16 protein-coding genes are annotated in these 14,242 nt (G+C 42.1%); all 16 read left to right on the forward strand.

Annotation, left to right across the window (positions count from 1 at the left end):
• Nucleotides 1-3: 3 nt before the first annotated feature.
• The 16 genes from G586_RS0107340 (at nt 4) to G586_RS0107415 (ending at nt 14,214) form a co-directional block, all read left to right on the forward strand.
• Nucleotides 4-1,302 carry an ABC transporter substrate-binding protein gene (locus G586_RS0107340; RefSeq protein ID WP_026527232.1) on the forward strand — a complete coding sequence of 433 codons (1,299 nt, stop codon included), beginning with the start codon at nt 4-6 and terminating at the stop codon, nt 1,300-1,302.
• A 191-nt stretch (nt 1,303-1,493) separates the two neighbouring features.
• Nucleotides 1,494-1,790 (forward strand): CD3324 family protein, encoded by a 297-nt coding sequence (locus G586_RS0107345; protein WP_026527233.1) that lies wholly within the window; start codon nt 1,494-1,496, stop codon nt 1,788-1,790.
• A gap of 88 nt (nt 1,791-1,878) precedes the next feature.
• Complete coding sequence (locus G586_RS24765; protein WP_026527234.1) at nt 1,879-2,391, forward strand: GNAT family N-acetyltransferase; 513 nt, start codon at nt 1,879-1,881, stop codon at nt 2,389-2,391.
• Between the two features lie 9 nt (nt 2,392-2,400).
• Nucleotides 2,401-2,952 (forward strand): DUF2441 domain-containing protein, encoded by a 552-nt coding sequence (locus G586_RS0107355; protein ID WP_026527235.1) that lies wholly within the window; start codon nt 2,401-2,403, stop codon nt 2,950-2,952.
• 15 nt (nt 2,953-2,967) lie between these two features.
• A complete protein-coding gene (locus tag G586_RS0107360) occupies nt 2,968-3,750 on the forward strand; it encodes a PHP domain-containing protein (RefSeq protein ID WP_026527236.1) in 783 nt (260 codons plus the stop codon).
• 215 nt (nt 3,751-3,965) lie between these two features.
• A complete protein-coding gene (locus G586_RS0107365; protein WP_026527237.1) occupies nt 3,966-4,880 on the forward strand; it encodes a helix-turn-helix transcriptional regulator in 915 nt (304 codons plus the stop codon).
• A 73-nt stretch (nt 4,881-4,953) separates the two neighbouring features.
• Complete coding sequence (locus tag G586_RS0107370) at nt 4,954-5,451, forward strand: isochorismatase family cysteine hydrolase (RefSeq protein WP_026527238.1); 498 nt, start codon at nt 4,954-4,956, stop codon at nt 5,449-5,451.
• The gene (locus tag G586_RS0107375) at nt 5,451-5,864 is read left to right on the forward strand and encodes a VOC family protein (protein WP_026527239.1); all 414 of its coding nucleotides are present in this window, start codon (nt 5,451-5,453) and stop codon (nt 5,862-5,864) included. The genes G586_RS0107370 and G586_RS0107375 overlap by 1 nt, the downstream gene beginning before the upstream one ends.
• Nucleotides 5,865-5,897: 33 nt before the next feature.
• On the forward strand, nt 5,898-6,593 hold the full coding sequence (locus G586_RS0107380; protein WP_026527240.1) for a GyrI-like domain-containing protein: 696 nt from the start codon (nt 5,898-5,900) through the stop codon (nt 6,591-6,593).
• A 71-nt stretch (nt 6,594-6,664) separates the two neighbouring features.
• On the forward strand, nt 6,665-7,411 hold the full coding sequence (locus G586_RS0107385) for an N-acetyltransferase (RefSeq protein WP_026527241.1): 747 nt from the start codon (nt 6,665-6,667) through the stop codon (nt 7,409-7,411).
• A gap of 53 nt (nt 7,412-7,464) precedes the next feature.
• Nucleotides 7,465-8,100, forward strand: a complete 636-nt coding sequence (locus tag G586_RS0107390) for a methylated-DNA--[protein]-cysteine S-methyltransferase (protein WP_026527242.1) — start codon at nt 7,465-7,467, stop codon at nt 8,098-8,100.
• Nucleotides 8,100-8,225, forward strand: coding sequence for a hypothetical protein (locus tag G586_RS27210; RefSeq protein ID WP_255346248.1), 126 nt, complete (start codon nt 8,100-8,102; stop codon nt 8,223-8,225). The genes G586_RS0107390 and G586_RS27210 overlap by 1 nt, the downstream gene beginning before the upstream one ends.
• Nucleotides 8,226-8,510: 285 nt before the next feature.
• Nucleotides 8,511-9,341: an AraC family transcriptional regulator gene (locus G586_RS0107400; protein ID WP_026527243.1), complete on the forward strand. Its 831-nt coding sequence runs from the start codon at nt 8,511-8,513 to the stop codon at nt 9,339-9,341.
• 381 nt (nt 9,342-9,722) lie between these two features.
• On the forward strand, nt 9,723-10,541 hold the full coding sequence (locus tag G586_RS22100) for a GNAT family N-acetyltransferase (RefSeq protein ID WP_051204627.1): 819 nt from the start codon (nt 9,723-9,725) through the stop codon (nt 10,539-10,541).
• 120 nt (nt 10,542-10,661) lie between these two features.
• Nucleotides 10,662-12,668, forward strand: a complete 2,007-nt coding sequence (locus G586_RS0107410) for an endonuclease MutS2 (RefSeq protein WP_026527244.1) — start codon at nt 10,662-10,664, stop codon at nt 12,666-12,668.
• A gap of 100 nt (nt 12,669-12,768) precedes the next feature.
• The gene (locus tag G586_RS0107415; protein ID WP_026527245.1) at nt 12,769-14,214 is read left to right on the forward strand and encodes a serine hydrolase domain-containing protein; all 1,446 of its coding nucleotides are present in this window, start codon (nt 12,769-12,771) and stop codon (nt 14,212-14,214) included.
• Nucleotides 14,215-14,242: the final 28 nt, after the last annotated feature.

Below are 14,242 nucleotides of genomic sequence, written 5' to 3' on the forward strand. Positions count from 1 at the left end.
CTTATGACAAAGACAGCTAAGACGTTATTTTCTTTGAGCATGGTCGCTATGCTTCTTTTAGAGGGCTGTGGCAGCGGGAAGAAAGCGGAAGTTCCTTTTGAACCAAAGTATGACAAGGATACGGAGTTTTCTTTGACTGTTGCGGGTAGTTACGGTAACTTTGAGTCGCTTGAAGCAGAGTTTGAGCGCTTTTACGAATACTACCCAAACGCAAATCTGCAGTATGTCACAATGGATGATTACAATAACGTCATATCCAGCGCTATTGTAAACAGCGAGCCGCCGGATATTTTCACGACTAACAGCTATATGATCGGCAATGAAATGTATGACGATATGTTTGAAGCCTGCGAGGTTTTGTCAGATTCTTCTGTTGGCATTGATTATTCCTGCATTAGGGAATCACTGATCAGAACTACGGATTCGGGTGATGTTGTTATGCTCCCGATTTTTACCACATCCTACGGAATGCTAGTCAATATGGACATCTTTGAGAAGGAAGGATTAAAGGTTCCGACTAACTTTAAAGAGCTAATGGATGTTTGCACCAAGCTTAAAAATGCGGGATATGAATCTCCTGTGATGGGAACGGACAGATTCAGCGGATCGGGACTCTTTAATTGCTTTGTCTATCCGATGTATGCGTATAATGTTATTAAGAATAGCGATAAAATTGACGACCTCAACAATTTAGAGCCATCAGCAGGTGAGCTGATGCGCCCTTCATTAGAGAGACTATATGAATTTGTGAACTCTGACTGCATTGATGTGGCAAAATGTGAGGAGGAGATAGTAGACGAATATGACTCCGTAATCATGAGATTTTTTGAGGGCGACGTACCGATGATGCTTGCTACCGGTGATGTGGTTTCGGGAACGGCAAAGAGAGAGAGTAAGTCTGATGCTTTTTCTGCGAATCCGTTCAAGTATAGATTCTTCACAGCACCTGCCGGGGACGATGGTGGATATTTTATCAACTCGATCAGCATCTGTTTTTCAGTAAATAAAAACAGCAGGAATATCGATATGGCCAATGAATTTATGCGGTTTCTTATCAGTAAGAAGGAGCTTGATAATATGGCCGGATTAAAGCGCCTTATCACGCCTGTAGATGATTTTTCGGCTGACGAACTATATTCGGCACTTGCTGATGTACCGGACGACAGGAGCTTTAGTGACAAGGAAACCGGTCTTCTGGATCAGGCAGTCAGACAATTCAGGGCTGCTATTTATGCTGTCGGCAACGGGACAATGACAGTGGATGAGGCTGTTGCAGCTTACGGAAGTATCCCTGAGGAATAGAACAGAATTCATTCTCTAGATTAATTATAATCAAAGAGGAGATTGCGATAGCGCATTCAAAAGCGTACTATCTTATTAGGGTAGGAGAAGGAGGAAAACGTATGAAAAGATATGTAATCGCTCAGTAATCTGAGCTTAAAATACAATAATCATTAAGCTCAGATGGATCCGAAAAAAGACAGGAGGATTTGATGAGCTATTTAAAAGCAGAAGATATTCTGCCACAAGAACTGATTGAAGCTATTCAGCAGTATGTAAATGGGACAAATATCTATATCCCATGTATAGACAAAAAAGATTGGGGGAGCAGGACCTGCTCAAAGAGATATTATGAATTAAGGAATCAGGAGATTCATGCACAATATATGGAAGGAATGTCAGTGGCTTGCTTGGCTGAAAAGTATTCACTTTCCGAGAAAACTATATATAAGATTCTGAGTAAATTCCATATTGGTGCTACAGGTGAAATTAATAAGTCATTTGCTTAAAAGTATTGCTGATAAAAACTATTGTAAAAGGTTCGAATGGGAGAAGAGCTTCCGTTCGAATCTTTTTTGTTAAGGAGATAAGAGCGAAATGAGAATTGAGACCGATAGATTAGAGATTAAAGAATTTACACTGGATATGGCATATGATGTTCACAAGAACTCGCTGGATGAGGATAACAGGAGATTTGTACCGGATGAGGTTTTTGAGACAGAAGAGGATGCAAAAGAGACGATAGAATTCCTGATGTCACAGTATGGCAGTGCAGATGGACCTTTGGTATATCCTGTGTTTGTAAAAGAAGACAACAAAAATATAGGCTATGTCCAGATGGTTCCGATCGATGATGGTAAGTGGGAAATTGGATACCATATTGCGAAAGATTATACAAGAAAAGGCTATGCCACAGAGGCAGTGACTGCCTTTTTACCTGTTGTGGCGGGGGTTGTGAACACAAAAGAAGTGTATGGCATTTGCCTAAGTGAAAATGTGGCATCCAAGCACGTACTTAATAAATGCGGCTTTGAAGCCATTTTTGAAGGCCTTGGTGATTACCAGGGAGAAAAGCGAGAGATATTTAGGAGTGTATGGAAAAGTAAGTAAGGAGAAAAAGTGGAAGAACAATATTATTATCATGTAATATCTGATGTTCGAAAGCATGCGGGGGAGCATCTTATTTTGGATGAAAAACATCCCAATGGAGTATATAAGCGTATTCAGGAACAGAAAGAAGTAGTTGATGATATTGCAGCGAATCCTGAGAAATATAAGGATGCGGAATTATCATATCCTGTGCAGGTGGCAATAAGGGAGCTTGCTCTGGAAAAAGTAAGGAAGGAAAAATATCCTCAATATCCATCCAGGATGGCATCTTTATATGTATCAAAATCATTTAAAGAGGCTGAGCAGTGGGGAGACTATTTTGCCAAGCTCGGAAGACCCACCTATGGAATCGCCAAGATCAAGGTTAACGGCAATGTCTACGAAGGCGATGCCTACAAGTGTTTTGATGGAACCCCTGATGAGGAAGAAAATCTGAAGATGGCTGAAATCTATTGGCAAAACGGAGAAAATGAAGATGGCCGTGAGCGCATAGTCGAGATCCTTGCTGACGGAGATATTGAATTCGTCGAGATTGTAAAAGAGATAAATGCAAATATTTAAGTTGGGGGAGTTCAAATGGTAGACGGACATATTCATATAGAGTATGGCGATTACACGCTCGAGTGGATTGAGAAGTTTGTGGACAAAGCGGTAGAAATGCAGCTTGATGAGATTTACCTTCTTGAGCATAACTACATGTTTAAAGAGTTTGCTCCGATGTATGAGTCAGTGTGTGCGGGTAGTGAGTTTGTAAATGATTGGTTTCACAGAAACGCCGGTAGAAAGAACTATGATGAGTTTCTGGAACTGGCTGATAAAGTAAGAGAAAAAGAGTATCCGGTTAAGATCAAGTTTGGGCTTGAGGTATGTTACTTCAGAGATTATGAGGATTTTGTGGTGGAACATACAAAGGATAAGGGCCTGGACTTTTTGCTTGGCAGCATTCATTTTGTGGGTAACTTTGCTTTTGACCATACCGCAGAATTATGGGAAGGAATAGATGTAGATAAGACTTACAGAGACTATTTTGAAGACTCGATAGCACTGGCCAACAGCCATGTATTTGATGGAATAGGTCATCCTGATGCCATAAAACTTTTCGGACATAAACCCTCTTATGCTCTTTCTGATTATTACGAGAGACTTGCGAAGGCACTTTCCGATAGTAATATGTATGCTGACCAAAATAGCGGAGTGGAGCGAAGATGCCATGATACTGCACCCCTTGGCATGGATGCAGAACTGATCAGGGCGCTTAAGAGGCATAACGTAAAAATCATTACTTCTTCAGATGCTCATCATCCTGAGGATGTTGGCTACAAGATCAGAGAGCTGAATGAATGCGTAATAAATGCATAAAATATATGGACCCGGGTACGGAGTTAGTGATCCATTTTCAAAATGCAAGTCTAATACCCACAGCCATGCGGATGTGGGTTCTTTGTTGTCCAAGTTACATTTTCACATCGTGGCTGTCCAAATCAGTGCAAAATCAGGCTAAATCAGTGTAAAATAGAAACATGACATATAGATGACATGTTTTGCGTGTTAAGCTAAATTCAGAAGGTGATCAAATGAAGATAGACAGACTTATAGGAATACTTTCTATTCTTTTGCAAAAGGAAATGACAACTGCACCGGAGCTTGCTGAGCATTTTGAGGTGTCGAGAAGGACTATCAACAGGGATATTGAAACACTAAGCCAGGCAGGGATACCTATTCAGACTACTCAGGGAGTAGGAGGCGGAATCAGCATTATGAGCGGGTATCGCATGGATAGGACGATACTTACGTCCAGAGATATGCAGATGATACTTGCCGGACTTCGAAGCCTTGATAGTGTCAGCGGTAGCGGGTATTACGGACAGCTTATGGAAAAAATCCAGGCGGGGTCTTCGGAGTTTATCAGCGGAAGGGATTCCATCCTTATCGACCTGTCGTCATGGTATAGGGATACGCTTTCACCGAAGATTGCGCTTATCCAGGATGCCATTGAGCTTCATAAAAGAATGGAGTTTTCCTATTATTCACCAAAGGGTGACTCCAAAAGAGAAATTGAGCCGTATTATCTCATTTTTAAGTGGGCCAGCTGGTATGTGTATGGATATTGCCTTTTGAGAAAGGATTTCAGGCTGTTCAAACTGAACCGAATGGATGGAATTGTCCTTGGGGATGACTTTGAAAAAAGAGGTGAGATACCTACTCCGGCAGTTTCAAATGAGGAGGTTTTCCCGGCAAAGGGCAGAGTTAAAGCAATTTTCGATTCATCAATGAAATGGCAGCTTGTGGAAGAGTATGGCACTACTTCCTTCAAGGAACAAATTGATGGGACGCTGCTTTTTGAGCACGAGTATTCGGATGATGAAGGCTTGATATCATGGATTCTTTCATGCAGGGATAAGGTTACGGTACTCGAACCTGAGTCTGTTAGAGATAAGCTTTATGAGATCGCCAGAGAAATGACTATTAAATATGCAAATAATAATTAGGCGAAGAAGGGCCACCGGTTTTCAAAATAATAACGTAGTTGTGGCTATCTTCTGAAAATGAAAGGATAAAAACATGGTGAGTAAAGCACTGGTCGTAATCGACATTCAAAATGATATAACTAAGAATTATAGGAAAATCGTTGATGGTATCAACAGGGCAATTGATTGGGCTGTTGCAGAAAATATGCAGGTTGTCTACATTAAGCATAACAATCTGTCGGCGGGAACAAGGACCTTTAAGCCCGGTACAAAGGGGGCGGAACTGGTTCCCGAAATGAAGGTGGTATCTGACAACATTTTTACCAAGTCAAAGTCAAATTCACTAACATCAGAAGAGTTCTCCGGATTCATCAATGATAACGGGATTTCGGAGTTTTATATTGCAGGTGCTGACGCCACCGGCTGCGTAAAATCGACGTGCTTCAATATGACAAAAGCGGGATATACAGTTCATGTGATCTCCGATTGCGTCACAAGCTATGATCTTAAAAAGCTGGATGAAATGTATGCCTATTATGCAAGCAAGGGGTGCGAGGTTAAAAATCTTAATGAGTATATGGAGGTAGCGTAATGAGGTTAGACGGTTTTGGCCTTTTTGTAGAGGATATGGGAAAAATGATCCGCTTTTACAGGGATGTTCTTGGGTTTGAAATCAAGGAATCAGAGGATTCCGGCAACGTGTATCTGGTGAAGGATGGAACTCTTTTCCTGCTATATGGGAGAAAAGACTTTGAGAAGATGACGAGTCGTAAATATGAGTATATAAAAGGATTGAATGGTCACTTTGAACTTGCTCTCTACGTCGACACATTTGAGGAGGTTGACGAGGCATATAACAAAGCCATAGAAAAAGGAGCTACATCGGTGCTTGCTCCCGAGCTTGAGCCCTGGGGCCAGAGAACCTGCTATATAGCGGATCCTGAGGGGAATCTTATTGAGATTGGATCCTGGAATAAACCCTATGAGGAAAAAGACCTGTCTTGAAGATGCATGACGGATTAGATGGAGGGGATAATTATGGCGTTCGATTATAAGAAAGAGTATAAGGAATTCTATATGCCAAAGGGCACGCCTTCAATAGTGACAGTTCCGAAGATGAATTATATTGCAGTGAGAGGCAGCGGTGATCCCAATGTTGAAGGTGGCGAGTACAAGGAGTCGATAGGACTCCTTTATGGCATCGCGTTTACAATTAAGATGAGTAAAAAAGGAGATCATAAGATTGATGGCTACTTCGATTATGTGGTTCCGCCTTTAGAAGGATTCTGGTGGCAGGAAGCTGATACGGCAATAGTTAATGATGGCACAGAAATAGAGACTGATGCTAACGACAATCAGAAGAATCTTGGTGGAATAGATTACACCCGCAAAGATGACTTCAACTGGATCTCCGTTATTCGCCTGCCGGACTTTGTTACAAAAGCAGATTTTGATTGGGCTGTGGCGGAAGCAACTGCCAAGAAGAAAATTGACTTTTCAAAGGTAGAATTTTTTACATATGATGAGGGATTATGCGTCCAATGTATGCATGTCGGAGCATACGATGATGAACCTGTAACAGTGGAGGCAATGCATCGCTTCATGGAAGAGCAGGGTTATATTTTGGACATCAATGAAAAACGATTGCACCATGAAATTTACCTAAGTGATGCAAGGAGGGTGGCGCCTGAAAAACTGAAAACAGTAATCAGGCATCCGATAAGAGAAGGTTGAATTGGCTGAGGTGAGTAAGCATTAATAAAAAAATGCAGTTTTAGTGGAAGTACAGAGAAGGAGGCTTTAAGATGGAGTATATACAGATTACGAAGGATAATCTTGATAATGAACACATCTGCTGTGCAATATCCAATAATAAGGACGTTCAGGTATCGTCCAAGAAAGCCTGGCTTGCGGACAGATTTGATGAGGGACTGGTTTTCTTAAAGAGCGTAGAGCGCGGAAAATGCTTTATAGAGTATATTCCAGCAGAGAATGCCTGGAATCCCATTGATGCTCCTGGATATATGTATATCGATTGCTTGTGGGTTTCAGGTTCCTTAAAGGGACATGGCTATTCCAGTGACCTTCTTAATGAGTGTATTAAGGACAGCAAAGAAAAGGGAAAGAAGGGACTGTGCATATTAGCTGCAGCAAAGAAAAAGCCGTTCCTCTCAGATCCGAAATTTCTGACAGCCAAAGGCTTCAAGGTCTGTGACGAAGCGGATAATGGAATTCAGTTGTGGTACCTGCCGTTTGATAATGGTGCAGAAGCTCCGGTTTTTAAGGAATGTGCAAAACACCCACATTTAGGTGAAATGGGCTACGTTCTATACTATACGAATCAGTGCCCTTTTAATGCCAAGTATGTCCCTGTTGTGGAGAAGACTGCTGTGGAAAACGGAATACCATTTAAGGCAATAAAAATAGGCAGCAGGCAGGAGGCTCAGAATGCGCCAACTCCCATCACTACATATGCGCTGTTTCATGATGGGGAATATGTGACTAATGAGCAGATGAATGATAAGAGGTTTTTAAAGCTAGCAAAGGGATGAGAAAAATGGACCACTAACCTCGTACCCCACTAGGTCCATTTTTGGAGAGATTTATGAAAACAAGAGAAGAGGCATTACAGTATGGTCTATCGCTTCCTGATACCTATCAGGAGGCTCCTTTTCGTGATCAAAACTGGCAGCTTGTTCGCGTAAAAAAGTCGAAGAAGGCCTTTTTGTGGACCTATGAAAAGGATGGTTACATCAATATCAATGTTAAGGTTGATGCTGAGTGGAGAGATTTTTGGAGACAAACATATAAGTCAGTTCTGCCGGCTTATCATCAGAATAAGGAACACTGGAGCACTATTATTCTGGACGGAGAGGTGCCGGATGATGTCATAAAAAGGATGATTGCCGAGAGTTATGATCTTGTTACAGACTCTCCTACAAAACGAATTTACGAGGCGGTAAAGAAAATTCCAAAGGGGAAGGTCGCTACCTATGCTGATGTTGCAGAGATGGCCGGCGACAGGAAGATGGCGAGAGCGGTTGGAAACGCGCTTCATAAAAATCCTGATCCAAGTACGATACCCTGTCACCGGGTGGTGAATTCCAAGGGGGAGCTTGCCGGTGAATATGCCTTTGGCGGAGCATGGAAACAGGCACAGATCCTTGAGAGTGAGGGTGTTGAGGTCGTTGATGGGAAGGTGGATTTGGGAAAATACAGAATTATTGTGGAGGGAATGTGATGCCGGCACTTGATGGACTAGGATGGACTTTTGATACTGCGGCTTCCAAGTATGAGAAGATGAGACCGGGGTACGTGCAGGACTTGTATTTTCAGGCATTTTCAAAATATCTGACAGGTTTGTAGATGAATTAGCTGACATGGCTCACCTCCATACAAACTATTATCCGTCAATAATTACACTTAAAATTATACAGAAGAAGTTTATAAAATGGAAGAAGGACCAATGCTTTAAATACAATATAAATTTTTGTATGATATTGATAACATGAAAAACTAGCATGGTAACAAGGCAATTCCAAGTATCGAATATGGCTGCTTGTGATCCCCGACTAAGAGTGCACAGAATGTCGGGTTAGATTTTTCAGGATTGATATACTGATAGTACAGAGAACGAAAGGAGTGAGCGGGATGCAAGGCTGGATCGAAGGTTTTCAGGAATCCATCGACTTAATTGAACAGAACCTGACGGAAGACCTGGACATTGAGGTAATAGCCGGCAAGTCGGCATTATCGCCGTTTTATTTTCAGCGCATCTTCGGGGCTTTGTGTGGTGTGACTGTTGGCGAATACATTCGTGCGCGCAGAATGACGCTGGCAGCACAGGAGCTTAGCAGGAAGGATGTAAAGGTGATTGATGTTGCTATTAAATACGGCTATGATTCACCGGATAGTTTTTCAAAGGCTTTTCAGAAGTTCCATGGAATTACACCATTGCAGGCCAAGGAACCGGGAGCGCCGCTACGCTCTTTTGCTCCGCTGCATATTAAAATCACGATGGAGGGTGGTACTATGTTGGATTATCGTATTGTTGAAAAAGCATCATTTACAATTGTAGGAGTGAAGAGACCATTTAATTCGGACACAAGTTATCAGGAGGTTCCGAAGTTCTGGGATGAATGGCTTGCACAGGGTGAAAAGCGTCCTATTATGGGAACATTTGGCGGTTGCCTTGATATGGATGGAAAGAACTTTGATTATTGGATTGCAGATCTCTATTTCCCCTGGGAGGACATTCCGGAAGGGTGTGAAACCAGAGAGATTCCCGGAGGCTTGTGGGCTCAGTTCCCGTGCACAATGGACAATCTGCAGGATGTTAACACGAAGATATGGTCAGAGTGGCTGCCATCACTTCAGGGTTACTCGCTTGCAGGAGATTATGACTTCGAGGTATATCTTCCTCCCAAGGAAGGTTCAAAGGATATGACCGTATATATCTGGATACCGATCAAGAAGGATTAACCGGAATTATGCGAAGTTTCCAAAGATGAAATGAATGATTGACATTACTTTTTTGAAGTAATATATTCAAATCAGAGCATAAAATGTGCTTGACCATAATATTTTAAAGAGGAGCTTTATGTTAAGCGTGGTAAATTAATTCATTGCAATACGGCTACATGATATTGCAATGGGCAGATTCAATGAATCAATATTTGTGGGTTAGTGGTGAAGACTACTGGCTTATTAGATTACGCTTAATAATATTATGGTAAAGAGGCCGCATTTTATGAGGTTATTTTTTGATATGTTTGATTTTGGAACCATGATATCTTGGCGTAAGATATCATGGTTTTTTATGTGAAATTCTTCCGAGTTGCATGGAGTCGAGGAGATACAAGAATGTTAGAAAACTTAATTATAAGAGCAGAAAAGTCTGCTGATTACAAGAATACAGAACTAATGGCTATGCGCAGCTTTTTCAACAAATATGGCCCTGCTGCAGATGAGCATTTCCTTATAAGGATAATAAGAGAATCCGAGGACTATATTCCGGAAATAAGCAGAATTGCTGAGTATAACGGACGCATAGTCGGAGCTGTTTACTACACAAAGGCATGGATAGTGGACGGCGATGTGACACATGACGTGGTAACCTTTGGCCCGCTGGCGGTGGAGCCAACCATGGAGGGAAATGATATTGGCGGCGCACTTATGCGCGAAACTATAAGGCTTGCAAAAGAAGCAGGTTTTGCGGGAATTGCGCTTATGGGAGAACCTAATTACTATCCCCGCTTTGGATTTGAGCGCGGTTCAAAGTATGGAATTACTGATGAACAGGGCAACTCCTTTGATGCACTTATGGTCCTTCCGCTAAACAGGGATTTTTCAGAGATCAAGGGAAAATTCATTGAGAGCAAGGACTTCGAGAAGCTTGAAGACAGAGAAAGGCTTGCAAAGATCAATGAGGAGTTTCCCAAATACCGCGTAGTTAAGGTACAGGAAGGTTTTATGCAGATATTTGAGCAGCACCTTGGAGTTGTTGAAGCGATTGAAGGTGATACCTATATGGTTCGCTACTGGGAGCTTTTGATACCCACAAAGCTTTCTGAGAATTTAGACAAAAAGCCAGAAGTGGGAAGCGATGTGCAGTTTATCTGGAACCATAAGGATGAAAACGAATCCAGGATTACGAAGGTGCTTAAGAATTTGTTGGAATGAAAATATGTCACGGGGACGGTTCTAATGACTCATTGGGAACAACCAGTCAGAGGGACGGTTCCAATGACTCATTGGGAACAACCAGTCAGAAGAACCGTCCCCATGGCTCGAGGAGGAAAAATGAATACAGAAACACAAATTGAATTCAATAAAATTAAAGATATGTGGGCGGGGCTCACAAGTACAGATTATGCAAAACAAAAGATAAGTGAGATAGACATCATGCTAAATGAACGCGACCTTAGAAAGGCGCTTCAGGATACTACGGACAGCCGCATGCTGATTGAAAAGCTTGGTAATCCACCAGTGCAGAATGTCACTGAGATAAGAGAGATTTTGACGATAGCAGATACAGGAAAATGTCTTACATCCTATCAGCTTGAGAGGGTGGAAAAGGTACTTGTTGCTGTGGAAAGGATGATGGATTATCTTTCACGTGGGAAACAGTATGAAAACTCGCTTGCTTACTATGATGAAAACTTAAATCCGCTTTCCGAGCTTAAGGATGAAATCTGCAGACAGATAAGAAATGAAGAGGTGGATGACAGGGCAACAAAGGAACTCTATGAAATCAGGAATCAAATAACTTCCACTGAAGAAGCCATGAAGCAGAAGGCTGAGCAGATCATCAGAAAAAACAAGACATATATGGCAGACTCTTACTACACCATGAGAAATGGCAGAGTTTGCGTGCCTGTAAAGAAGGAATACAGATTAAAGATACCGGGAAGTGTGATCGATAAATCAGCGACAGGGAATACGCTTTTCATCGAGCCCGAGGGTCTTGCCAAGTGCTATGAAGAGCTAGAGCTTCTTCGCATAGATGAGGAGAATGAGGTATATAAGATTCTCTATATTCTCACCGTGATGGTATCAGATAGTGCTGCGATATTGGAAGAAAACGTCAAGATGATGGAAAAGCTGGATTACGTTTTTTCGAAGGGTAAGCTCAGTATTGATCTTGATTGCATTGAGCCGACCATCAATCTTGAGAGGCGCATAAAGCTTGTGAAAGCAAGGCATCCACTTATGGACAGAGAAGTAAATGTCCCGCTGGATTTTTCACTGGGAGATGGAGATGTAAACGGAATAGTGATAACCGGTCCGAACACCGGCGGTAAAACAGTTGCCATCAAGACGGTTATGCTAAGCTGCTACATGGCTCAGTGCGGGCTTCACGTTGCCTGCAAGGAGGCGGATATCTGCATGAACAGTAACTATCTGTCAGACATTGGAGATGGGCAGAACTTGTCAGAGAACTTGTCGACTTTCTCGGCACACATTAAAAATGTTCTGGATATTCTTGCGCAGGTGAACCATGAAAGCCTTGTTATCATGGACGAGCTCGGCTCAGGAACAGACCCGGCAGAGGGCATGGGAATCGCAACCGCCATACTTGAAGAACTTAGAAAAAGCGGAGCAAATTTCCTTGTTACAACCCATTACCCCGAGATCAAGGATTACGCTTCAAGGGCTGAGCATGTTGTGAATGCAAGAATGGCCTTTGATAAAGAGACACTACGCCCGACCTATGAGATGATAATCGGTGAGGCCGGAGAGAGCTGCGCTTTCTATATTGCTGAGAGACTTGGCATGCCTGAAGAAATGCTGAAGGTTGCTGCTAAGGCTGCTTATGGTGATGATGCGGTAAGGGAGCGTGAGGTTTTAGATAAGGCAGGTATGGGTTCCTCAGATGGAGTGGGGACAGACTGTGGTTTTGAGCCATTTGATGAAATTGGGACAGCTAGTGGTTATGAGGCTTCCGATAAAAAGAGATCAGCAAGAAAGCTGAGTGGAAGCAGAATCGAAAAAATCAAGAAGACTCACTACACCGCAGAGCTGGAACAGAAATTCAGCATAGGTGACAGCGTAATGGTCTATCCTGACAAGAAGATAGGAATTGTCTGTGAACCCATAAATAAAAAGGGGATCCTCAGGGTGCAACTGCCAAACAAGAAGATTTACATAAATCACAAGAGGGTTAAGTTGCACGTAAAGGCAGAAGAGCTTTACCCTGAAGATTACGATTTTTCAATTATCTTCGATACTGTGGCGAACCGTAAGGCGAGGCATGAAATGAGTAGGAAGCTCACAGATAAGGTCATTGTTTATGATGAAAATAGCTGAAGTCCTTTGACAAAGCCGTGTAAAAGCAGACTGAATGTGTGATTTGATGCATCAGTCTGCTTTTTTTGCTATGCTAACTGTGGTGTTTAAGGGGAAGGTTATGACAAAGAAGATTATTAGAAGACTGATTTTTGTTTTCATATTGGTGTTGGCAGTTGTTTTCGGGATAATGCACTACGACAAAACTGAATACACAAGGGATAATCTTGAAGAATATGTCTGCAGGATGTGCGAACTCTCTGATGTTCCCGGATTCTCAGCTGCCATAATAGATGGTGATAACGAATATTACATAAACTATGGTGAAGGAATTGATGAAAACAGCAGATTTGAGCTTGCATCGACCACCAAGGCTTTTACAGCGCTGGGCATTTTGAAGCTTGAAAAAGAGGGCAAACTAAGTATTGCTGATCCTGCAACTAAGTATATTCCTTGGTTTAAGCCTACTTACAAAGGAAATGCCTACGATATTACAATTGAAAATCTTTTGTGCCACACAAGTGGAATACCGGTGTGGACTATTACAACAATTCCGGAAGGTGATGCCACCAAGGAAGGGGAGCTTACAAAAACAATTGAGAATATCAAGGATGTAAAGCTTAGCTCCAAGCACGGAACGCATCACGAGTATGCGACCATCAATTATGATGTGCTCGGACTTATTATCGAAGAGGTGACTGGTGAAAAGTATGAGGATTATATTTCTGAGCAGATACTTAAGCCTGTGGGAATGGAGAATTCACTTTTTAGGGTAAGTGATGAGGAAAATGATGAGTGTGTTCAGGGATATAAGACCATGTTTTTTAAGGCTCATCCTTACGATGCTCCGTCATATTACGGCAATACAGCAGCAGGATACCTGGTTTCTTCAACATCGGAGCTTATGAAGTGGATAGAGATATGGAGCAGGGAAGGTTATGGGACACTGGATTATTCTGATGTTGAAAATGAGACCATAGAGTCTAAATCCTTAGACAAAGAGAATAAGTCTTTAGGATATGTTTTTTCAGATATTGTCGGAGAGACTCTGGGTCACGATGTATCAAAGACAGATAATTACTACGCGGGTTGGAACATTTATGATACGTATATCTGCCATGGCGGGAATAATCCCAACTTTTCTTCACAGGTGATAATAGCCAGAGACAGGCAGCAGGGCGTATTCGCGTTATCCAGTCTGGCAGGCTCATCGGCGACCAGAATAGCTGACGGGATTTACAGAATTCTCCTGGGAGAGAAGCTGAAGATCGGACTTCAGATTGATGATAATGAACTGATAGATTTTCTTTCTATTGAGTTGATGCTGCTATTTATATATTTTACTTTGCTATTTTGGGATAAAAAATCGAAGGCATCATGCGTGAAAAGAATTGCGGGAAGTGCAGTTTTTATTGCAGCATTGGTTATCCTGCCGGTTGTTTTCCACTATCCGCTGACAATGATTTATGTATGGTTCCCTTTTACGGCCAGTATTGCTTTGGGGGTGAGTGTAATACTAGCGGTGATAAATATATTAGCGGGATGTACTTGGGTACGCCAAGTGTGAGACAACCGGGACGGTTCTCATTGACTCA

This window comes from Butyrivibrio sp. VCD2006 (assembly GCF_000423925.1).
Lineage (GTDB): Bacteria > Bacillota > Clostridia > Lachnospirales > Lachnospiraceae > Butyrivibrio.

Bases quoted from the DNA above. Each gene is read 5' to 3' on its own strand.
- G586_RS22100 (WP_051204627.1), top strand. From the start codon at position 9,723: ATGTTAGAAAACTTAATTATAAGAGCAGAAAAGTCTGCTGATTACAAG.
- G586_RS0107400 (WP_026527243.1), top strand. From the start codon at position 8,511: ATGCAAGGCTGGATCGAAGGTTTTCAGGAATCCATCGACTTAATTGAA.
- G586_RS0107360 (WP_026527236.1), top strand. From the start codon at position 2,968: ATGGTAGACGGACATATTCATATAGAGTATGGCGATTACACGCTCGAG.
- G586_RS0107380 (WP_026527240.1), top strand. From the start codon at position 5,898: ATGGCGTTCGATTATAAGAAAGAGTATAAGGAATTCTATATGCCAAAG.
- G586_RS0107365 (WP_026527237.1), top strand. From the start codon at position 3,966: ATGAAGATAGACAGACTTATAGGAATACTTTCTATTCTTTTGCAAAAG.
- G586_RS0107340 (WP_026527232.1), top strand. From the start codon at position 4: ATGACAAAGACAGCTAAGACGTTATTTTCTTTGAGCATGGTCGCTATG.
- G586_RS0107415 (WP_026527245.1), top strand. From the start codon at position 12,769: ATGACAAAGAAGATTATTAGAAGACTGATTTTTGTTTTCATATTGGTG.
- G586_RS24765 (WP_026527234.1), top strand. From the start codon at position 1,879: ATGAGAATTGAGACCGATAGATTAGAGATTAAAGAATTTACACTGGAT.
- G586_RS27210 (WP_255346248.1), top strand. From the start codon at position 8,100: ATGCCGGCACTTGATGGACTAGGATGGACTTTTGATACTGCGGCTTCC.
- G586_RS0107410 (WP_026527244.1), top strand. From the start codon at position 10,662: ATGAATACAGAAACACAAATTGAATTCAATAAAATTAAAGATATGTGG.
- G586_RS0107385 (WP_026527241.1), top strand. From the start codon at position 6,665: ATGGAGTATATACAGATTACGAAGGATAATCTTGATAATGAACACATC.
- G586_RS0107370 (WP_026527238.1), top strand. From the start codon at position 4,954: ATGGTGAGTAAAGCACTGGTCGTAATCGACATTCAAAATGATATAACT.
- G586_RS0107390 (WP_026527242.1), top strand. From the start codon at position 7,465: ATGAAAACAAGAGAAGAGGCATTACAGTATGGTCTATCGCTTCCTGAT.
- G586_RS0107375 (WP_026527239.1), top strand. From the start codon at position 5,451: ATGAGGTTAGACGGTTTTGGCCTTTTTGTAGAGGATATGGGAAAAATG.
- G586_RS0107345 (WP_026527233.1), top strand. From the start codon at position 1,494: ATGAGCTATTTAAAAGCAGAAGATATTCTGCCACAAGAACTGATTGAA.